Below are 21,936 nucleotides of genomic sequence, written 5' to 3' on the forward strand. Positions count from 1 at the left end.
TTATGCGTAGAGTGAGTTTAAGTAGACGTAGAGGGTATTTCCGTCTTTCCAACCACTAAGTCGGTGCTGTGACGATGCATATCGGAAATAAAAAGGCGTGAGTAGTCGAGTCGTCTCATTGACAGCGAAGTGCTCTAAGTAGCAAGGCGAACCAAAGTCAGCAACTTGCGTGTAGTGCGGTGTTTCTTGCTCTCGAGATTCATGACCGCCGCCAATCCATCGCCAAGATAAAAGAATACCTTGAGCATCATGCTCACCAAAAGAGTTCGAAGTTGGTCGAGTTGGTTTATTCGGTTTTGACTGGCGCTGGTTTAGCTTGTTTGCAAGCCGAGATGAAGGTTCATGCGATATGGCTAGGAAATGATTATATGACGACGATTGCCACGTTGTTCCTGCTGTATCAAGCCTCGTATCCTTTATATCAGACGCAGCCATTCCAATTGGCGCGAAAAACGCGACAATCAAAGATAGGAAAAACGACAAACTGAACTGACTCAAAAGGAAAAACCAATATTAGTTGAAGATCTGCATTATGTTCCCATACTTCTTCAAAGACAAATAAAAAAAGCTAAAACATAGGTTGGTAAATTAGCAGTCATCTTGAGGTAACAAAGCTAAGCAACTATATTCAAAAAAGCAGTGGTGGAATGGAGATGACAATGGAACTGTCACAGAATGAAAGACTTACCTTGGTCAAATACGCGCTTGGTGTTTTGGACGGTTGGGGCGCCTCGAACGAACAAACAGAGGCTATCTTAGAGCTATCAAAAGAACAGCATGCGCGACTAAAAGTCACGCCAGCTACTGTACCTATTGGACCCTCTACGTTTGAGCGCGTCCACCTCATCGTAGAAATCGATGGTTTATTACGAACCGCATTCGAAAGCTCACACTTTATCAATAACTTCATTAATGTCAGAAACAACTCAACCGTTTTCAACGGCTACGCCCCCATTGAGCATATCGAGCACGGTGATCTCACGGCGATCAAACGTCTAAAACAGTGCGTAAGAGACATGGCTAGGGCTGCAGAGAAAGAACGAGATCAGTCTCCTTGGTAATCCTCAGGTTAGAACACTTCACCACTTACCACATTTAAGTAGATCTTGTGTTCAGTTTCTATCCCGCCGCAGTAGGTGAAATACACACTATCCTGGTGGTTGATTGATTTTATCCAACCACCGACTTCCTCAAAGTCAGCAAGACGACATCGACGTTGTCGAATAAGCTTGGTACTCGCATCGAGAAAGGCTTCTTGGTAACTCATATAGTTGTCACTATTTTCGATGTAATCTTTAAGTACATCTAGCCAAACTTTGCCCTCTAGTTTCACTTGCTTAGTAGAGAGTGACGTTGAGTCAACCCATTGCGATACTTCTTCAGCACCCTCTTCTAACTGGTAAATTGGCGCTATGCGTATCCAGTCACCGCGTCTTTCCATGACACTTAAACGCTCACCATAATAGGCAATACCATCGGGCATAGAGTTAGTTTCTGGCTGGGTGTAGACTGTTTCCGAAGCTCGTGAGACATAATAATGAGTCGGTAAAGGAGCGGGCGCAGGAGTGGGCTCTTCAATCGTTGTTGGCTCGACGACATTATCGGCAACCATTACTTGGCGTGGCTCGTTGTTCGCTGCGGGCTCATCGTGATCAAAGTAACCCAAATAGTAGGCGACACCAGCACCTATGCTAAGCAGTACCGCCATTGCCCCAAGTGCCATTGCTATTTTCTTCAAACTCATTTACCTATTATCTTTTTTGACGCACCTCTGTATCGGCGTGACCGCCAAAGAGTTTAATTGATTGTGGTTTGAGTGGGCATGGAGTTCCTCAATAAATGGGCTCAAGTCGATGAATATGAAAAATTTTTCACACCACTTACATTCACCTACGAAATGTTTATGTTAACATTTCTCACTATAACAACTACTAAACTATCAACAACGCCAATGCTAGAACTACATAAAGATAACAATAATAAGCACTTACTACACGATATACAGCCATTCTCTGCGTCAAAATTTTCAATCGTGATGTGTGATTAAGCTCGAATGTTGAGAGCTATCACCTAATATACCTTTAATAAGATTACATTAAGCGGATACTGCGCGTATGAAGTATATCTTTTGCCTTATTCTAACCATGACGCTTACCTTAAGCAGCCATGGTTTTGCAGCACCTTCAAATAATGGTGCGAAGGACCAAACCTTTACTATTGGCGTCTTGAGCAACAAAGCACGTAAACATATCGTTTTCTCATCCCCGCTTGCAAAATATGTGAGCCAAGGGCTCACAGAGTATGGTTATACCAACGGTCGCGTAAAAGTCACCGACTCTATCTTTGAACTTGGTCAATGGTTGGAAAGCGGCGAAGTCGATATGGTATCGGAGACACTTTTTGCTGCTTTAAAGCTTCAAGAAGACTACCAGGGAGACATTGTTCTCCGCCGATGGAAAAAAGGTCAACCAGAGTATCAGACCGTATTCTTTGCGAGAAAAGATAGCGGTATCCAGTCTCTTGATGATCTATATGGAAAAATCCTAGTCCTAGAAGATAGAAGCTCCACGTCCGGGTTCTACTTGCCGGTTCAGAGCTTACTGAAGCATAAACTAGAAGTAACCCCTCATTTTTCACTTCCCAAAGCACCAACAGCGGATAAAGTTAATATAGTACTGGCTTCAGATATTTTGCGTCGAGCAGACGAAATTTCGCTTTCAACATGGGTCGCCCACTCTCAAGCCGATGTTGGCGCGTTTGCTAACACAAACTGGGAAGATTCAGGGGATATGCCGCCTCATATTAAGCCAGGAATGGAAATTATTCACCGTACTGAATTTGTCCCTCGTAGCGTTATTTTACTTCGCGGTGATTTAGATGCAAATGTACGCTCTGCAATCATCGAGACCCTGGTGAATGCCAACAAATCAGAGGAAGGAAAAGCTGCGCTTTATAAATTTCAAAAAACCACAAAGTTTGATCGTTTGTCCAAAGAGCGGTTACAGTCTTTAGCAGACTACAACCAATCCCGAGTTCAAATAGAACAGCTATGGTTAAATTAGGTTGGTTATAAGATGAAGTTAAACTTAAGACTACAAGGGCAGTATATGCTAGTGACGTTTGCGCTAGCCGTAGTCATGACGCTGACCAGCGCTGCTGTGCACCTTTGGTTATCGTCAAACCACTCTGAAAGACTGTTGCAAGAACTCACCGTTCAAAACAGTAAGACATTTAGAACTGAACTAAGTAAGCGTGCAACCCAAATGTCAACATACCTTGCAGAAGCTATGTTCGACCCACTTTACATGTATAACCTTGAAGAGGCAGGCTACCTAATCGAGCCTCTGCTTCAGATGGAAGAGATTGAGCACCTGGTTATTTTCGACAAGAAAGGCAACGTCTTTCATGATGGTGACCCTTCTTTAGAACAACTAGGAAAGCCTGCAAGCTTTGCAGTTGATGTAAAGCAAGTTATAGCGAATGGCAAACCGATTCATATGTTTATGGAATCAAGCCTAGTCGTTATTCGCCCTATTCGAGCTGCCGATGAAACTATCGGTGGGATTTACCTAGAAATGTCCCTAGACAAGGTGGATAACGAAATATCCGCCATGGCTACGCTTATTGAAGCGACAAATAAACGCTCTCAAGATGCGTTATATGTCGGAGTGTTAGCTGCTGCGGTTCTGCTATTGTCACTATCTGGATTAATGGCCGCCATAATATCCAGAAGGTGGAGCCGCCCACTTGTTCAGCTTACTAAGCAAGCCGAGTCTATCGGGCGCGGTGATTTCAAACTAGCTCAGACGATGAATAGCGAGGAGCGACAAGACGAAATCGGCAATTTGACCCTCGCTGTGCAATCGATGGCGACCAAACTGGAGCATCGTACGCAAAAGATTTCTCACTTAGCTTATCACGATGCACTCACGGATTTACCCAACCGCACGCGTTTCATTCAGCATTTGCAAGGGACTATCAAGTCGTATCCAGCAACGTCATTTAGCGTACTCTTCCTAGACCTTGATGAGTTTAAGGTCGTCAACGATAACTATGGCCATGACAGTGGCGATTTCCTGCTTATGCGCATTGCAGAGAAACTCACCCGCTGTGCTCGAGAAATTACCAATGATCATCCATTAACCATGATCTCCCGCATCGGCGGGGATGAATTCCTCATGTTGATTCCACACCTGAAAACAACAGAAGACGTCGACGCTGTTGTTAAGAAGATTTTCTTAGCGGTGCGCTCCCCAATCTTGATGGAAAATGAAGAGCTTGTCGTAGGTGGTAGTATCGGCATCGCTCGCTACCCAAGAAACGGAAAGACTGCCGAAGACCTAATCAAGAATGCAGATATTGCCATGTACCGCGCAAAAGCTGATGGCAAAAACACGCACAAAGTGTTCACACCTAAGATGTTCAAGTCTGTTGTACATCGCGCCAATATTGAAAGGGAGCTACGTCGCTCACTCGCGGATTTACAGCAGTTTGAATTATGGTTCCAGCCTCTTGTGTGTCTTAAAACAGGACGAGTTATGGGTGCTGAGTCCTTAGTGAGATGGCGTCATCCAACCCTTGGGATCGTTCCTCCTGGTGATTTTATTCCTATTGCCGAAGAAACCGCTATGATTCTGCCTCTAGGTCAGTGGCTAATTGAACGCTTGTGCTTTCAAATTCAGCAATGGATGCCCTATTTCTCACACGACTTCCATGTTTCGATCAATATTTCATCCAAACAGCTCTATCGTCAGAATTTAGTAGAGATGTTCGCGTTTTACATGGAAAAATACCACGTACCACCGCACACCATTCGTATGGAAATTACTGAGAGCTTGCTGTTACAAGATGAAGATGAAGCAGAAAGAACGCTAAAGGCTATCCGTGCGAGTGGCATTGAAGTTTGGCTTGACGACTTTGGTACTGGCTATTCATCGCTTAGCTACCTACGCCGATTTACTGTCGATGGCATCAAGATAGATCAGTCATTTGTCAGAGACATTATCGCTGATTCAAAAGACCAACAGCTCGTTCAAGCTATGGTTGCAATGGCAAATAACCTTGATCTACTCGTCGTAGCTGAAGGAATTGAAACGCTTGAACAAGCGGAAAAACTCGCACAGATTGGCTGTGAGGTAGGACAAGGTTTCTACTTTGATAAACCAATGCCGGTCGATGATTTTGTGCGAAGGCTAATTAACGAGAGTAACTCTAACGTCGTAGAGTTCAAGGTATAAGAACAAGGGCATTCTTTCTTATCGAATGCCCTTAGTTGTTCTATTGACGGTTTAAATGTTGGTCAACCTCAACGGCCAACGCAACCGATGCCCCTACCATTGGGTTATTGCCCATTCCGATAAAGCCCATCATGGCAACGTGAGCCGGAACCGATGAGCTACCAGCAAATTGCGCGTCAGCATGCATTCGACCCATGGTGTCTGTCATACCGTAGCTTGCTGGACCCGCTGCCACGTTGTCTGGGTGAAGAGTTCGACCTGTACCGCCTCCTGATGCTACCGAGAAATATGTTTTACCCAAAGCAAGACGCTCTGATTTATAAATACCGGCGACCGGGTGTTGGAATCGCGTAGGGTTAGTTGAGTTTCCGGTGATACTGACATCAACATTCGCCTCGTGCATGATAGCCACACCCTCACGAACATCATCCGCCCCATAACAGAGAATTTCTCCGCGTTCACCTTGGCTAAAGCGCTTACGGCTCACCTCTTCAAGTTCACCCGTTTCATAATGATATTGGGTTTTGACATAAGTGAATCCATTGATTCTAGAGATCAAATAAGCAGCATCTTTACCTAGACCGTTTAATACGACTTTTAGCGGTGATGTTCGAGATTTATTGGCGTTCAATGCAATTTTGATTGCGCCCTCTGCCGCGGCAAATGACTCATGACCGGCTAGAAAAGCAAAACACTGAGTTTCTTCGTTAAGGAGTCTTGCAGCCAACGCACCGTGACCAAGACCAACTTCTCGCTGTGACGCCACACTTCCCGGCTTGCAAAATGCCTGAAGCCCTTCACCGATACTGAGCGCAGCCTGTTGAGCATTATTTGCCTGACGATATAGAGCGAGTGCACCACCCAACGTATACGCATTGCAAGCGTCTTCAAACGCGATGGGTTGTGTCTCTAAAACGAGTTTCTTTGGATCGATATCTTGCGCTAAGCAGTATTGGTAGGCTTGCTCTAATGTATCGAAGCCCATTTCATTTAATAGTGATTGTTTAGTGATTGGCATAATAGGTACCTCAGCTTAGTCTTGACGTGGATTAACGGTTTTTACAGCTTCATCAAAGCGACCATAACGCCCTGTAGCGTTTGCCACCGCCTCTTGTGCAGGTATGCCCTTACCCACATCTGCCATCATTTTCCCTAAGTTAAGGTATTCATAGCCGATAATTTCATTGTCTTCATCTAGTGCAAGCTGCGTGACATAACCTTCAGCGACTTCCATGTATCTTGGACCTTTAGCACGCGTCGAGTAGCTTGTGCCAACTTGGCTTCGCTGAGTTTTGCCTAGATCTTCAAGCGCAGCCCCTACCTCAAGTCCCCCTTCAGAGAACGCCGACTGAGTTCGTCCATAGGCGAACTGCAAAAATATCTCGCGCATCGCAACGTTAATAGCATCACAAACTAAATCAGTGTTCATCGCTTCAAGAATGGTTTTACCTGTGAGGATTTCCGACGCCATTGCGGCAGAGTGTGTCATACCAGAACAGCCAATGGTCTCTATTAAGACCTCTTCTACAACGCCGTTCTTAACATTGAGGGTGAGCTTGGCAGCGCCTTGCTGCGGCGCACACGCGCCAACACCATGACTGAGACCAGAGATAGCAATCACGTCTTTTGGGTTTAACCAGCGACCTTCGACAGGAATAGGTGCAGATGGATGCAGTGCCCCTTGCTGAATTGGACACATTGATTGAATTTCTTGAGAGTATTGCATTGTGTTTTCCTATGACGGGAAAACAGGCGTAGGAATCGGCTTATGAACTACAGTCAGTGGTCGACAGAACCAGTCCCACGCAATAATAACGCATAGACAAGTTACACCTGTTTTCTGAAACTGTAGGAGTCATCAGCCAAATGGCGGTTAAGTAGGTGGAACCCCATCACCTTGGTGGTAATAGTAGATCTAAGTCACATTTCATTGCAATAGTTCGCGCTAGAACAATTCGTCATAATTATTCGACTCTTTATTCCTTCCCTTTGTAAGTATAGTTATATCAAACGTTACAAAAACAACATATAAACACACCTTATTGGTCGGTATGCTCCTGTCAGATAAGCGTTAAATTTACCGAATAAAAGTATAGATTTCATACACAAAGTGTTGATGCCTACATGCTAGAATTTTAAAATCTAGCGCTTTTATTTTATAGCAAGTTTTAATATTAGGTTCGCAAGCTAGCTTTATTAGTGCGCAGCATAATTGGAGATAAAAAGTGTCAACAACACAAACTGGCGACCAAAATCAGCGTTGGAAATTCATTCTTCTACTCGCCATCGTCGCTGTGGTATTTAGTGGTCTGTTTGATCATGATGTCTGGACGCCAGATGAACCCAGAGTCGCTGCGATTATTCACAGCATGTACTTAACTGGGGACTATATTATCCCTCAGTTTGCAGGGATTTCATTCGTCGAGAAGCCACCTGTTTTCTTTATTGTTTCAACTCTATTTATGCACGCAACGGGTCTCGATGCCATTATGGCAGGCCGTTTAGCGCTCGCTCTACTGTGCTTAGGCTCACTCGCAGCGACCTATCGCATCGCCTATCTGTTCAAAGGAGAAAACTTCGCTTGGGTCGCACTGGCCGTACTAGGCACGCTTGAGGGGTTTGTACTGAATTTCCATTGGCTCCGTGTCGACGCCGCGCTTATGTTTACCACTATTGCAGCTATTTGGGCATTCAGTGAAGCCTATTTGCGACAAAAACTGGGCTTTCTCGTTGTCGCTGGCGCATTCACTGGTCTCGCATTCTTAAGCAAAGGACCCGTTGCGATCGTACTCTGTATTGGTCTTGCTTGGGTCCCGTTGATCAGTAGAGCTGTGTATCTTCGTAAGCAGTTCCCAGAACAAGCAGCACCAATGGGTCAGTTTGTTCTGATGCATATTATTGGTATTGCTGCCATGTGTTTGGTTGCCGCAAGCTGGATCTATCCATTCTATAAGACCGCGTCACCAGATCTTTGGAAGGCATGGTTCTGGGACAATCAAGTGGGTCGCCTAACTGGCTCTGCAACTAATACCCTTGGACACAACCACGCGGGTAAACCCTTTTATTATGTCAACGGTGTCCTAGAATACGGCGCCCCTTGGACCCCTCTATTAGTGCTATGGCTCGGACATTTCATTTACAAGCTTCGCCAACCAAAGCAACTTACATGGATTGATGGCTTCTTGGCGTTTTGGTTTACCCTGGCGATATTTGTTTTATCTTACTCAGTAACCAAGCGTTCTATGTATCTGGCACCCTTGATGCCGCTGTTCGCTCTCATGATCGCAGATGCGCTCATCACCTTCTCAGGCAAATGGTTTGATTGGTACCGCCGTGGTTGGATGACATTAATGTCATTTGTCTTGGTGGCTTTCGCCGTTGTCCCTCTATGGGCTAACTTGCTGCCTCAGGAGAAAATTCCCGAAGCACTAATGGACTGGCTCAGTACTTGGCACCTTGTTGCGTTAATCCCATTGATTGCGATTGCACTAATGCTGGTTGTTGAGCGCAAACTTTGGCCACAATGGACAAAGATGGCGATAGTGACTGCGCTATTTTTCTCGAGCGCATTTACTTACTTGTTCCCAGCTATCGATATTGCCAAAGATATGAAGCCTGACCTTCAAGCATTTGTTGAACAAGTACCAGAACAGAAGCGTGACCGTATCGCGAGTTACCATTTTTCGGAAACCATGACCTCTATATTCTTCCTTTATCATGACTGGGCAGTCCCGCAGGTTGACCGAGCCCGCGCGCAAGATATTCTTGATGGTGTCGACCCGGATTACGACTATCTTCTGCTAGATAGAAGTAATTCTCTTCAAGATATTGTGACGTTTGCCGGATTTAGACCCGACACTCAAATCGACATACTGGCAAAAGGTACGCCACGAAGTGACAAAGTCAGAGACGCCGTATTCTGGCTCTCCGGGAAATAGCAAAGACCCATTTGAAAGCCCCTGCATCCTCGTGGACAGGGGCTTTTTTTCGATCTATTTAAGATTTAGATCACACCTCTGAATGCACCTAATGAAAGCCAGAGCCACGAGTTAACAATACGTTACAAAATACCAACTCAGGATCAACCTAGTTTCAATCAGTTAAAAGTCAGCACCAGTAATCTGATATACCAAACCAATAGTAGCTTGATTGATATAGCCTCTTTCCATTGGAATCTAATCGAATAACGCACTATGATGTGCTCACTATAAAGATACAAACACCGCTGTTTGACCGATTGTTGCAAGTTTTAAGGCTAAATTGTCACAATAAACAGGTAAGATAGCGGTACAAAACAGATACAACAACGTCACAGGCTCACTAACATGTTCGAACAGAAACAATTTGAATTAATGAAGAACACTCTTGAGGGAAAGGTAAAAAACATTGATGTTATCCCTTGCTGCAGCAAGGAATCTCTCATGGATGCAATAAGAGGCGCCACTTCTGTTAACGATCTTATCGGGATCAACAAAGCAATATTACGATTAGTCAGTAAAGCAGCGTAAAGACTGCGCACTAACTCTGAAAAAGAGCAATGCTAGGTTGCTCTTTTTGTTCACCCCATTCACCCTGCACATTGATACCCAACCTACCCATAATCTGGGTAATTATTTTCACTTGACGTTTTTCAGTAACACGTTAACTTAGTCGTGTCTTAACTGGGTGGTTTATTACCTTCCAATCAACGATTGAGAAAACACTTTTTGCATACTTTTAGGCACAACACTTTTCGCGCTCTGTTTCTATTCACTGCCGTAATGGTAGTGTTGTTGTGCGCCCTCAAAACGAATGTCGCCTACCACAGCAAAATTCAGACCTCAAAAGTTACGCTATCTAGTCATTTAAGCGTCAATGACCTATTCAACGCAGAATCAATCGATCATATTGTGCACGACACTGCTTCGACTGAAGAACCCTGCTTTGTGACTAAAAAGTTGCTGACCCATTCCCTTCCTAACATGGAAGATTTTACACCCATACTGTTTCTTATTGCGCTTGCCGCAATCCTGTTTACTCACCAACCTCAGCGTAAAGCCACACAACGTGTGGACGAAGCTCCACCGAAAAACCGGCTTCATCTCACTCTCTGCACATTTCGGGAATAAAAAAGTACTCACCAAGGTCTATTAATTACTTTTTGGAGAATACTGTGTCGAACGAAAACACTGAAGTTAGACGTGCCCCGATGATGGCACTCGCAATTACCTCGTCTTTAAGACGAACAATCAGCATTGCTTTTATGCTTCTGCTGATGAGCACCGCTGCATTTTTTAGCGCGACCTCTGTCGCTCAGTCTTCTGGCTGGGTACAAGACCCTATGCACCCTCCCGTTAGAGTGCGAGCCCTTTCAACTGGACACATTGATCCTAGCACTCGTCAAATGGAGATGGTGTTAGATGTTGAATTAGATGGAGAGTGGAAAACCTATTGGCGTAGTCCTGGCGAAGGTGGTGTTGCTCCCGAATTTGATTGGAGCGACTCAACCAACATCGACGACATCGAATGGCATTGGCCAGTACCCGCCTATTATGAGCAATTAGGTATGCTGACCTTAGGCTACAAACATGAGGTGAGCTTTCCGCTTATCGTTACGGTTACTGACCCATCACAGCCTGTACAGCTCAAGGCTAACCTGCGCCTGTCAAGTTGTACGAATATCTGCGTTATTGCCGATTACCCTATCGAGCTTACCATCGACCCGAGCTCACTTGTGCTTGATTCCGACGCAGCGTACTTGTTTGGTCAAGGTATGAGTTTAACGCCAAAGAAAACTGAACAAGTTCAGGTTTCCGAGAGCTATTGGAATCAACAAGCGCAAACACTCACCCTCAAACTAACGACGGATTCTGCCTGGAAAAAACCGTTTATTTTGGTCGATGGAAAAGAGGTAGCGAATGAGTTTTTCTCTCAGCCCAAGCTTACCATTGAGGGTCATGCTCTTTATGCCACCTATCAGGTAAGTAACTGGCTTGGTGAAGCAGATATTTCAGACAAAATGGTTCAGATCACCGTATCCGATGAACTGATACTGGCAGAAACCTCAACCACTGTATCTACCACCCCAATATCGGTACCGAGCGAGGGTGGATTAATCTGGATGTTAGGTTTTGCTTTGCTAGGTGGGCTGATTCTCAATGTGATGCCCTGTGTGCTTCCCGTCTTGGGAATGAAGCTTAATTCCATCATTGTCGGCGCTAACCAATCCGCAAAGCAGGTTCGTCTATCATTCCTCGCCTCAACCGCTGGCATCATCACTTCGTTTTTGATTTTGGCAGGCGCGCTCAGTGCGTTGAAAATGGCAGGGCACATGGTCGGCTGGGGGATCCAATTTCAAAGCAGTGGATTCATCATTTTCATGGCGGTTGTAACACTGCTATTTGCCGCTAACCTACTCGGACTGTTCAATATCCAGCTGCCAAGCTCCATGAATACTTGGTTAGCAACGAAAGGTGATCACAGTTACGGCGGACACTTCATCCAAGGTATGTTTGCAACCTTGCTCGCCACACCATGCAGTGCACCTTTTCTTGGTACCGCCGTCGCCTATGCACTCGGTGCAAGTTATGGCGAGCTTTGGCTTATCTTCGCCGCCTTAGGCATTGGAATGAGCTTACCTTGGATTTTATTCACCATCTTTCCGTCATTAGTGAAAGCTTTCCCACGACCTGGTCCATGGATGAATAAGCTCAAGGTTCTGTTTGGCGCCATGATGCTACTCACAAGCTTGTGGTTAACCTCTTTGCTCTCGGTGTTTATCGGCAAGCCAGCAACCGTCGGAATTATCGGTATTATTTTACTGACCGTCTTTATCTTGCTAGGTAGGACGTTTGGGAAAAAAGCGGTGATTTTGATGTCGGGCTTTTCGGTGTTTGCACTTGGTGGAGGGCTTATTATCGGCAGCATCACTGCAGATAGTTGGTCGACACCAATCGTTGATAACCTCAATTGGCAGCGATTAGATGCCAATTCTATCCCAGCACTGGTCGCGGATGGAAAAACCGTGTTTGTTGATGTTACCGCAGATTGGTGTATTACCTGCAAAGCCAACAAGATTGGTGTCGTGCTCCAAGACCCTGTATACAGCGAGCTGCAACAAAGCAACGTAGTGACAATGCGCGGAGACTGGACAACACCAAGTGACAGCGTCACGAAATATCTACAAAGTTATGGCCGTTACGGCGTGCCGTTCAATATCGTCTACGGACCTAACCATCCAGAGGGAATTCCACTGCCTGTAATACTCACCTCTGAGTCGATAACACAAGCACTTAATGCGGCAAGTGGGACTCCAAATGGCTAAACGCAAAAGTTGGAAAGGCACATTGTTTAAATGGAGTAAAGAGCTTATCAGCGTCTTTGTGCTGGTCACTCTGGTTTCTCTCGCTCTCGATTGGTATCGAAGTTTAGATATGCCGAATGGGGAGGCTCCAGCTCTTCAAGCGGTAACACTCGACAATATTCCCGTTGATATTATCGAGCAGAGCCACCAAGAGCCGGTTGTCCTCTATTTTTGGGCGACCTGGTGCGGAGCGTGTCGATTTGTAAGCCCAACGATTGACTGGTTCTCCGGCCGTTACCAAGTGGTATCGGTCGCTCTCTCTTCGGGACCCGATCAACGAGTAAAGCAATACATGCAATCGAAAGACTATCACTTTCCAGTGATCAACGATGTTAACAGTCTTATTAGCCGTCAATGGAACATTACAGTTACGCCCACCATCGCCGTCATCAATAAGGGCCAAATTGAAAACATCTCCACAGGTGTTACGACACCGATGGGGCTTTGGTTAAGAATTTTATCTGCTCAGTAGTTCACTGAGCCAAGGAAAAAACATGAAAAAGACAATTATCTCAATCGCAGTCAGCATCGCAGCTATGTTGCCAGCACTTTCACATGCAGAACTCACTAGCGAGCAACAACAGCAATTAGAAGGGATTCATCAGTTACTGAGTGATAACCCTGAAATCATTGCAGACCTTCATACGAATCTTCAACAATATGTTGAAAACCAAAAGCAGCTAACGAAAGCCAAGCAACAAAGCGAAACCTGGCTAAATGACACGACGATCCACAGTGTGACGGGTAACCCTGAAGGCGGTACTGTCATCATTAACTTTACCGATTACAACTGCCCTTATTGCAAACGCTTGGACAATGTTTTAGCAAAAATGGCTGGCAAGAACTCAGATCTAAAAGTGATCAATATCTATGTGCCTCTTAAGCAGCAAGTCATCGATGGCTTGGAGACAAACTCTGCGGCATTTGCCATTAAAGTATGGCAAAACGCACCAGAGAAGTTTGCCGAGGTCAATCGTCTACTTGTTGCTAAACCAGGTCTGCACGATAAAACGTCCATAGAAGCAGTTGCGAAAACGACAGGCACTGAGGAATACCTAACGGGTGATACGGCGATTAACGAATCACTTGTAAAAAACTACAAAACATTCGTTGCATTAGGACTTCGCGGCACACCAGCCATGTTCATTGGTGATGAAGTGATCCCAGGATTTATCCCTTATGACAAACTTGAAGAGATCGTGAAGAAACATCAGGCCGAACAAAAAAGCTAACTTTCGATCGGTCCCCAGCCATGACGCTCAGAAAGCTGTTCTAGCTTTCTGAGCTCTTCGACAGTCTCTTGTTTCAACCAATCGACCAACTCTTCTACGATGGGTGATTCTGTCCTTCTGTGGCAGAAATATCGCCAACCACTTGGATGTATCATCGCATTCTCTGGACACACTAGGTATTCCCGCTCAAGTTCCGGAAGGGCAAGTAACAAATCAGTGACCGCCACACCATGACCTGACAGACAAGCACTAAGCGTCAAATCGAGGGTAAAAAAGGTCGAGTTACGAGGAACCTTTCTATCGATGTGATTAATCTTATTTAGCCACGCACGCCAATCTAAATGGTCGAGAGTTGGGTGTAACCTAGGAAGCGTCAGTAAGTGCTCAATATCTCGTCTATCTCCTATCAACTGCTGAGTACACACTGGCGCCATATACTCTTCGCGCACAAAGAAAATCTCAGGATCATTGTCATAGCTTTCGCTATTTCTTGTGGTGAACACAAATAAGTCATAATCCCCTTTGCCTAAACTCTCTTCCTCGTCAATGACAGGAATAACGGCAATTTCATAGTTTGGGAAACGTTCGTTCAATTGTTGGATCTTAGGCAATAGAGCACGAGTGGCATAACTTAGCGCTGCACGAATGACGATTTTTTTTGCTTCCGACTCTTTCCATGAGTTCAAAAGCGATTGCAAAGCCGCGTAGTTTCGTCCCAACACTTCATAGAGCGCTTGCCCTTTTAGCGTTAACTGAATCGAGCGATGACGACGAATAACCAAAGATGCATTCAGATCATCCTCTAGCTGCTTCACCTGTCGGCTTACAGCACTTTGCGTGACGTGAAGCTCCTGTGCAGCAGTCGTAAAGCTCATATGCCTTGCAACAGCTTCAAACACTTTTAGGGCATTGTGTGAATACGGAATGTTCGAATATGGATTCATAATTGCTCACATGATCTGAAGGAATACCAGAGTGACACAAATGTTAATTGAACACCATAAGTATGCATCTAAAATACACCTATTATCACTAGAGGTTATCCATGAAACGCATCTTGTCACTCGCGACACCCTTAATCATTTCACAGCTCATCGCTATGGCGTTGGTCCTGACTGACGTCTGGATGATGGCACAATTAAGTGTCAGTGACCTTGCTGGTGGCGGGTTAGGTGCGTCCGTCTATACCTTTGTTTTTCTGGTAGCGGGCAGTACTGTAGGCTGCGTGGCTAACTTGATCGCGATTGCGTACGGACAAAGCGTTGCACGACCTGAACACGGTTTAAAACAGGTTCGCCTTGCGGTCAAAGGGGCTTTCATGCTTTCAATTTTGTTGACTATCATACTAACGTCAGCTTTTGTCTTTGCTCCTGACTTTCTAAGAATGGCCAAGCAGCCAGAAGAAGTGATTGTCGTCGCAATGACCTACCTCGATACACTCAAGTGGGCCATGCTGCCAACCTTGTTACTACTGATCCTCCGTGGTTTAACCAGTAATTACGGTGACGCAAAATCTGTCATGATTATGTCACTCGCAACCGTAGCACTGAACGTACCGTTTAGCTATCTCCTTGCCTTCAACATGGGATGGGGTATTGCAGGGCTTGGGCTTGGTACAACACTTGCCGCCTCACTTGTTCTGTTGGGCTATGGTTATTGGGTGTTTAGGCGCCCTACCTACTACCGATTCGCGCCTTGGCTTAACCTAGACGAATATGAGTGGCGTTTAATGCTGCCTTTGCTTTCAATGGGTATCCCTATCGCTATCGCTGCCGCACTGGAAATGGGGCTAATTTATGGTGGCACCTTAATGGCTGGGTTTATTGGCGTTACGGCACTAGCGTTGCACCAAATTTTACTGCAATGCCTGAGCTTTACTTGGAACATTAACTTCGGTTTCTCTCAAGCAGCAGCGATTCTGGTTGGCAAAGAGTTCGGTAACAACAACTTAGCCGGCGTAAAAGCCGTATCCAAACGTAGCTTCGCGTTAGTGACGATCCTAAGTGCAGTGTTAGCCGTTGTGTTCATCGTGTGGCCAGAAGCGATTGCCAGCCTATTCCAGCTTGATGGTGAAGGTGAGCATGAGCTGACCGATATGCTTGCATCTCTTATTTGGGTCGTTGCTCTGAGCTTTGTCGTTGACGCTTGGCAGTTACTCGCTATAAACCTATTAAGAGGTATGAAAATCGTCGTACTGCCTACAGTGATGACAGCGATAGGCTACTGGGTGTTTGGTCTACCTGCCGCGTGGCTATTGATGTCTCGCTATGAGCTCGCTGGGATTTGGGGAGGCATACTCGTTGGTCTAGCGGCAACAGGGCTATTGTTGCTCGCTCAATTGGTGTTTGAGCTAAAAAGAACCAAACTCGATACATTTTCGAACGCTCACACAGCATAGCGATCACACTCACTTGATAATGAAAAAGCCCTCTCGGCATGCCTGTCGAGAGGGCTTTGATGATTAGCGTTATGGCTAATTAAGCTTCCGTTTTTTCTATCTTGCGATGACCTTCTTGCAGGTGGACAAAGTCAACCAAGTCGTCACCAGAGACTTGATACGCTTGACCAAAGCCTTTAACAAATAAGCCGTGTTCAGCTTTTAAGTTGAACAGAATGAAATCTTGCAGCTGACTTAGGCCATCGATAATTTCGCCGAAGCGGTCTTTCATTTGAGCAATCACTTGCTGCCATTGCTCGGACTCACGATCTACCACGGTCGCAACCGCATCAAATGTTAGACGCTTACGAGCAAATAACTGCTTACTCTCCGTCTCGTCTTCAATCATCATTAGAGACACATTAGGGTTTTGCTCAAGATTACGAGCATGACGGGCAATCTGTGAAATCAGTACAAAGTAACCATCCTGATTTTGCACAAAAGGCGCATAACTTACGTTTGGACGACCTTCTTCATCAACCGTTGCCAATTGAATGGTTTTACGCTCTTGGCGAAACTCTTTAATTTCTGGTCCAAGACGTCCCTGCAGGCGCTCTTGCTTAACTTGTTGATCCATGTTGAAACCTCACTTTCTCTAATAATTATAATTTAATTTGAATGTTGCTGTTACGCTGCTTAGCCACGCAGTTTTGTCTGTAGTGCTTTAAAGTTATCTACTTGTTCAGGGATAAGTACACGCTTTTTGTCGCGACCTAAGTAGATTTTGACGACGTTGTTACCTGTTTCATCAAAGAAACCAAAGTAGTGGCTCTCGTTACCCATAAATGGCTTACTCACTAGAGCAACGGTTTTAATAAGGTCTAGTTTAAGGTGACCATGCAACTCACCTTCTTTGCCCATGAGGTTATAATAACCGCGTGCAACTTTTCCTTTAGGAAACGGTGCCTTCACTTCAAAGATGGAACCAAACGAGTGCACGATAGTGGTTACTGGTCCCCAAGTCGTAATTGACTCCAGAACATCCTGCGCAATATCGCCACCTGCAAATGCGACCATCTCTTCAGGCATTGCACATACCGCCTCACGCTCGCTAACACCAAGCTTTTCTGCGATAGCAGCCGGTAGGAGCGATGGGTCTTGTTCTAAGATAGTTGCAACGTTTTGCTTCAATTCAGTTGTCATTTTCTTTCCTATGCAGCGTTATTGTTTGCTTTGTTGTCTTTATGAGTAGGCATAGTTTTACCGTGCCCCCTTTTCATGTCCCTCGTCATGCCCTTCGGCATAACTGGTTTGTCTTTGATGAGTGTATTGATGGCCGCGATAGCACCTTGAGCCAGGGTGACACACCAAAATGCACCAGCGACCGTCAACACAAGATAATCGTCATGAAGTTCTACCAAGCCATTTTGCTGCCAAATTTTAAAGAGCGGCAGAAGAAGGTCGAAGGTGTCCTCGCCTTCAAAGTCGACCAATAAACTACGACGTACAACACCACTATCAAAGCCTGCTTTTAGACTCGCTAATACCGGTTCGTAACGACTTTGCTTGCTCATCATCGCGATGGTCGTCTTTCCTGTACGCATCGCCTCCATGTAGGCATCAAGTGTTCTATGATGCATCATGCCGTATCCGCCGATATTGCCACCAGCGCCCGCTCCCAAGGGCATCACTTCTGCGAAGGTTTTTGCCACGCTGTTGTATTGGCTGCGCTCTCTATTGTCACGAGCCCAGTGATTGACACTTAGCTGTTTGACGAAATGTTTGTTCATGAAGTTCACACCCATTTCATACATCGCGGCTTTTTCTGCTGATGAGGCAGGCGGTTCAGACCGACCTTTTTCCACTAGATTCAACATAGGTGCACTTCCACTGACGACAAGCTGATACAGGTCTACACCATGGGCGCCTGTCTCCATGTAGTCTTTTAGGTCTTGCTCGAACACGTCTAGAGTTTGATATGGAAGACCATAGAGTAAGTCAATCACAATTGGGGCTTCATCACGCGCGGCGAGTTGCGACACTCGCTCCATAACAACCTCTCGGTCATCAAGGCGTTTTGCACTTCGTCTTACTTTAGTGTCAAAGCTTTGAACACCAAATGAGAAACGATTGAAGCCGCCCTCAAGCGCTTTATCAAACATCTCATCACTAAAGCGGTTTGTGCGACCTTCTAAGGTAATCTCACAGTCTGTAGCAAGAGGGAATGAAGCATGTATTGCTTTACCTAAACGTTCCACTTGGTCTGGCGAAAGGTCTGTTGGAGTTCCTCCTCCAATGTAGACGGCATGAAACATCCCACTTTGCGTCCACTCTAGCTGTGACTTAATCTCAATTTCTTTCATCAGAGCATCAAAATAGTCATCGACTAATTTTCGACTTGAAGCATTCTGGAAGAAGTTACAGAACGTACATCGCACTCGGCAAAAAGGAATGTGAATATACAAACAACGCTTCTTACTGCGAGTGGTAGCCTGCTCGGTTAAGCCGGTAAACAGTTCGTCATAACGCTCAGACGGCACTGGCATACCCATCCCGCCTGCGTGCGGTGAAGTTTTCTTTCCAAATGCGAATCGCAACGGATCCGGAGTGCTTACTCCGAAATGCGATTCATTTAGTTGACTTAAATCAATTTTCATAACAGCTCATGATTGGTTTCAAAGCCTTGTTGTATAAGGCTTAAACTAAAACTGAGATGATCATAATTTGATGCAGTTGATAATGCAATTGATAATTGATCTTATTTTCGTTGTGATACATAATCTCATTTACCAACTGCACGAGACCTATTTTACGGTTACCCATGCAGCCAATGCTTTACGGACAAATCATCCGCCTTGTTAGGATCCACACAATGAAACAAACAATAAAAAAACTACTTTCGATTAGCATCGTTGCTTCTCTGCCTTTTAGTACCGCGATAGCAGAAGGTACAGAGAAGATAGTCAGCGCAGGTGCGTCTGTGACTGAGCTTATCTATGCTCTAGGCGCTCAGTCCCAGCTAGTCGGTGTGGATGTCACTAGTGTTACACCCAAAGAGTCACCGCTTCCTAAAGTCGGCTATCATCGAGCTTTGTCAGCAGAAGGATTAATTGCTCTAGAACCAACGATCGTTATTGGCTCTGATGAGATGGGGCCGAAACCGGCTTTAGATCAATTAGAACGAATCGGAGTCGACATTGAAATTGTGGATACCGCACCAACCATAGAAGGTCTCAATACACGCATCGATCAAATTGCAAAGCTCACTGACACAGAGGCAAATGCACCAGCACTCAAATCTAACATCGCAAAACAGGTGAATGCGCTAACCTCTAATCAACCCCAAGAAAATGAAGCGAAGAAAGTCTTATTCCTACTGATTCATGAAGGCCGCCCAGCAAACGTAGCAGGTAATGCAACCACTCCAGACGCCATCATCAAGCTAGCGGGTGGTATCAACCCTGCAGCGGCGTCTATCGACTCTTATAAGCCAATCTCAAACGAAGCCATCATCGAAATGCAGCCTGATGTCGTTCTTGTTAGCGGGAGAAGTTATGCCAAACTCGGTGGCAGCGATGCGGTACTCAAAGCCCTGCCAATGCTCTCCGCGACTCCTGCAGGACAAAACAATGCCATCGTGACAATAGATGGTCACGCGCTTGTCGGCGGGCTAGGTCTTAAAAGCTTAGAAGAGGCAAAGCGTATCAACGCCTTGCTCTACCCTTAACTGTCAATCTTTTCAGTTGGTTGCTGCAATTGAGCAACCAACCTTCACAACCTCAGTTTGACTGGGTTTAGATGTAAAGAACTCTATGCTTCGAAATGTATCCAACAGATTAGTCTTCTCCGCATTCGCGTTATTGCTAATGCTATCCGCCATTTACTCTATTACCGTTGGTCCTATGAACATCACGTTTTGGGACAGCGTGACATCACTGACAACTCGTAGTAATGATCTTGCACCGCATATCAACTTGGTGATTCAGGATATTCGTTTACCTCGCACCGTCCTTTGCATGCTCATTGGCGCCATTTTGGCAATTTGTGGCACAGTAATGCAGGGACTATTTCGTAACCCATTAGCTGAGCCTGGGATCATCGGCGTATCAGCAGGCGCTTCTTTGGGCGGCGCTCTCGCCATCGTTGGTTTTTCGGTTCTAGGAATAGAGTTTCCGCAGTTTATGGCACTTGCAGTAGTACCGATTTTTGCATTTTTCGGCGGCGCACTAACCACAGTGTTGGTTTACAAACTGGGCACCAGTAAGTTTGGAACCTCTGTCACCATTATGTTGCTCGCGGGCGTGGCCATCAGTGCGTTGTCTGGCGCAGCCATTGGCTACCTAAACTTTATTGCCGATGACCAGATGTTGCGTGACTTATCTCTATGGTCAATGGGGTCACTTGCAGGTGCAAGTTGGGGAAAAATTGGGTTATCGGGTGTCACATTGATACTGCTGTTTTGGTACTTCTACAAAAAAGCAATGTCTCTAAACGCGCTTCTTCTTGGTGAGTCCGAAGCAAAGCACTTAGGCATTCCAGTGCAGAAGCTTAAACGTCAGTTAATACTTCTCACCGCCGTCGGTGTCGGGGTAACCGTCAGTGTCTCTGGTTTGATTGGGTTTATTGGCCTAGTTATACCCCACCTAGGGAGAATGCTAGCAGGTCCTGACCACAGGACGCTACTACCATTGTCAGCACTTTTAGGAGCCCTACTCATGACCGCGGCTGACATGTTCGCTCGCGTGGCAGTAGCGCCTGCAGAGCTCCCAGTAGGAATTGTCACTGCCATTATTGGCGCACCTTTCTTCTTGTACTTGCTGTTTCAGCAAAAAGGAAAAATTTTATGAGCCGAGTCTATGAAACTAGTGCTTTCCAACGCAAAGGAGAGAGTCAGAGTAGCGAGGTTCAAACTGCTATATCGGCAAAAAATATCACTATGACATTTGGTGAGCGGGTGATTCTCGATAACATTGATGTTGAGCTTTACTCCGGTCAAGTTACCACGCTTTTAGGTCCAAATGGCGCAGGCAAAAGTACACTATTAAAGCTGTTATGTGGTGAGACCTCATCGAGTGTTGATATCGAGTATTTTGATAGGCATAAGAACCAATGGTCTGCTCAGGAGCTCTCTAGGCATATGGGGTTGCTACCTCAGCACAGCACACTTTCATTTCCTTTTCTCGCTTCTGAAGTAGTAGAGCTCGGTGCCATACCGCTGAGTTTGTCCAATCAAGCCACGAAGGAGCTTGCATTAAACTACATGCATTCCGCTGACGTTGCTCATTTGGCAAAGCGACTGTATCCGTCACTTTCTGGTGGAGAAAAGCAAAGAGTGCATTTAGCACGTGTTCTCACGCAGCTTCATCTGTCTGGAGATAAAAAGATCTTGATGCTGGACGAGCCGACATCAGCGCTCGATCTCGCACACCAGCACAACACCTTAGCCATCGCACGAGAGCTTGCAGATAAGGAGAACGCCGCAGTCGTCGTTGTCCTTCACGACCTCAACTTAGCTGCTCAGTATTCAGATAGGCTACTTGTTCTTGATAAAGGGAAAATCGTCTCAGACGGCAAGCCATGGGAAGCGTTAAGTAGTGAACTAATACAAGAAGTCTACGGATACAGCGCGCTTGTCACGCCACACCCGACTCTGGATTTCCCCACCGTATTACCTCAATAGCTACATCTAACGTAGCAAGCAAATAACAAAAAAGCCGCTCGTTAGAGCGGCTTTTCATTATTTAATAC

General features: G+C 45.6%; 19 protein-coding genes and 1 riboswitch. Of the genes, 11 read left to right on the forward strand and 8 right to left on the reverse strand.

Translation table 11 applies throughout. The annotated features are described in order from the left end of the window. On the reverse strand, positions 1-498 hold the full coding sequence (locus LY387_RS17220; protein ID WP_234496986.1) for a hypothetical protein: 498 nt from the start codon (positions 496-498) through the stop codon (positions 1-3). Between the two features lie 161 nt (positions 499-659). Here LY387_RS17220 and LY387_RS17225 point away from each other — a divergent pair, with 161 nt between their 5' ends. After that, a complete protein-coding gene (locus LY387_RS17225; protein WP_128650289.1) occupies positions 660-1,061 on the forward strand; it encodes a hypothetical protein in 402 nt (133 codons plus the stop codon). Between the two features lie 8 nt (positions 1,062-1,069). Here LY387_RS17225 and LY387_RS17230 read toward each other — a convergent pair whose 3' ends face one another. Continuing rightward, complete coding sequence (locus LY387_RS17230) at positions 1,070-1,744, reverse strand: hypothetical protein (RefSeq protein WP_234496987.1); 675 nt, start codon at positions 1,742-1,744, stop codon at positions 1,070-1,072. Between the two features lie 370 nt (positions 1,745-2,114). Between LY387_RS17230 and LY387_RS17235 the strand changes: the two genes are divergently transcribed. Next, positions 2,115-3,062: a phosphate/phosphite/phosphonate ABC transporter substrate-binding protein gene (locus tag LY387_RS17235; protein ID WP_234496988.1), complete on the forward strand. Its 948-nt coding sequence runs from the start codon at positions 2,115-2,117 to the stop codon at positions 3,060-3,062. Between the two features lie 12 nt (positions 3,063-3,074). Continuing rightward, positions 3,075-5,237: an EAL domain-containing protein gene (locus tag LY387_RS17240; RefSeq protein ID WP_234496989.1), complete on the forward strand. Its 2,163-nt coding sequence runs from the start codon at positions 3,075-3,077 to the stop codon at positions 5,235-5,237. 40 nt (positions 5,238-5,277) lie between these two features. Here LY387_RS17240 and LY387_RS17245 read toward each other — a convergent pair whose 3' ends face one another. Together LY387_RS17245 and LY387_RS17250 are read right to left on the reverse strand one after the other, a co-directional pair. Further along, positions 5,278-6,255 (reverse strand): GGGtGRT protein, encoded by a 978-nt coding sequence (locus LY387_RS17245; RefSeq protein ID WP_234496990.1) that lies wholly within the window; start codon positions 6,253-6,255, stop codon positions 5,278-5,280. Positions 6,256-6,270: 15 nt separating this feature from the next. Then, positions 6,271-6,963, reverse strand: coding sequence for an iron-sulfur cluster assembly scaffold protein (locus tag LY387_RS17250; protein WP_234496991.1), 693 nt, complete (start codon positions 6,961-6,963; stop codon positions 6,271-6,273). 116 nt (positions 6,964-7,079) lie between these two features. Continuing rightward, positions 7,080-7,143: riboswitch (Fluoride riboswitch) on the reverse strand. Positions 7,144-7,462: 319 nt separating this feature from the next. Between LY387_RS17250 and LY387_RS17255 the strand changes: the two genes are divergently transcribed. From LY387_RS17255 to LY387_RS17270, 4 genes are all read left to right on the forward strand, one after another. Further along, positions 7,463-9,175, forward strand: coding sequence for an ArnT family glycosyltransferase (locus LY387_RS17255; RefSeq protein ID WP_234496992.1), 1,713 nt, complete (start codon positions 7,463-7,465; stop codon positions 9,173-9,175). A 1,253-nt stretch (positions 9,176-10,428) separates the two neighbouring features. Beyond that, a complete protein-coding gene (locus LY387_RS17260; protein WP_419153482.1) occupies positions 10,429-12,540 on the forward strand; it encodes a protein-disulfide reductase DsbD family protein in 2,112 nt (703 codons plus the stop codon). Next, on the forward strand, positions 12,533-13,051 hold the full coding sequence (locus LY387_RS17265; protein WP_234496993.1) for a protein disulfide oxidoreductase: 519 nt from the start codon (positions 12,533-12,535) through the stop codon (positions 13,049-13,051). The genes LY387_RS17260 and LY387_RS17265 overlap by 8 nt, the downstream gene beginning before the upstream one ends. A 22-nt stretch (positions 13,052-13,073) precedes the next feature. Then, on the forward strand, positions 13,074-13,811 hold the full coding sequence (locus LY387_RS17270) for a DsbA family protein (protein WP_234496994.1): 738 nt from the start codon (positions 13,074-13,076) through the stop codon (positions 13,809-13,811). On the opposite strand, the gene LY387_RS17275 is transcribed toward LY387_RS17270, so the two are convergent. Then, complete coding sequence (locus LY387_RS17275) at positions 13,808-14,755, reverse strand: LysR family transcriptional regulator (RefSeq protein ID WP_234496995.1); 948 nt, start codon at positions 14,753-14,755, stop codon at positions 13,808-13,810. The genes LY387_RS17270 and LY387_RS17275 overlap by 4 nt on opposite strands. Positions 14,756-14,856: 101 nt before the next feature. Here LY387_RS17275 and LY387_RS17280 point away from each other — a divergent pair, with 101 nt between their 5' ends. Beyond that, positions 14,857-16,209 carry an MATE family efflux transporter gene (locus LY387_RS17280; RefSeq protein WP_234496996.1) on the forward strand — a complete coding sequence of 451 codons (1,353 nt, stop codon included), beginning with the start codon at positions 14,857-14,859 and terminating at the stop codon, positions 16,207-16,209. Between the two features lie 79 nt (positions 16,210-16,288). On the opposite strand, the gene hutZ is transcribed toward LY387_RS17280, so the two are convergent. Genes hutZ through hutW form a run of 3 tightly spaced genes read right to left on the reverse strand, consistent with a single transcriptional unit; the run spans position 16,289 to position 18,845 of the window. Then, positions 16,289-16,825: a heme utilization protein HutZ gene (gene hutZ / locus LY387_RS17285; protein ID WP_234496997.1), complete on the reverse strand. Its 537-nt coding sequence runs from the start codon at positions 16,823-16,825 to the stop codon at positions 16,289-16,291. A gap of 59 nt (positions 16,826-16,884) precedes the next feature. Continuing rightward, positions 16,885-17,391 (reverse strand): heme utilization cystosolic carrier protein HutX, encoded by a 507-nt coding sequence (gene hutX / locus LY387_RS17290; protein WP_234496998.1) that lies wholly within the window; start codon positions 17,389-17,391, stop codon positions 16,885-16,887. Positions 17,392-17,399: 8 nt separating this feature from the next. Beyond that, the gene (gene hutW, locus LY387_RS17295) at positions 17,400-18,845 is read right to left on the reverse strand and encodes a heme anaerobic degradation radical SAM methyltransferase ChuW/HutW (RefSeq protein WP_234496999.1); all 1,446 of its coding nucleotides are present in this window, start codon (positions 18,843-18,845) and stop codon (positions 17,400-17,402) included. Positions 18,846-19,060: 215 nt separating this feature from the next. Between hutW and LY387_RS17300 the strand changes: the two genes are divergently transcribed. The 3 genes from LY387_RS17300 (at position 19,061) to LY387_RS17310 (ending at position 21,868) form a co-directional block, all read left to right on the forward strand. After that, complete coding sequence (locus LY387_RS17300; RefSeq protein WP_234497000.1) at positions 19,061-19,915, forward strand: heme/hemin ABC transporter substrate-binding protein; 855 nt, start codon at positions 19,061-19,063, stop codon at positions 19,913-19,915. Positions 19,916-20,054: 139 nt separating this feature from the next. Continuing rightward, positions 20,055-21,035 (forward strand): FecCD family ABC transporter permease, encoded by a 981-nt coding sequence (locus tag LY387_RS17305; protein WP_234497865.1) that lies wholly within the window; start codon positions 20,055-20,057, stop codon positions 21,033-21,035. 89 nt (positions 21,036-21,124) lie between these two features. Next, positions 21,125-21,868, forward strand: coding sequence for a heme ABC transporter ATP-binding protein (locus LY387_RS17310; protein ID WP_234497866.1), 744 nt, complete (start codon positions 21,125-21,127; stop codon positions 21,866-21,868). Positions 21,869-21,936 lie beyond the last annotated feature (68 nt).

The sequence above is a fragment of the Vibrio maritimus genome (genome assembly GCF_021441885.1).
Taxonomy (GTDB): domain Bacteria; phylum Pseudomonadota; class Gammaproteobacteria; order Enterobacterales; family Vibrionaceae; genus Vibrio; species Vibrio maritimus_B.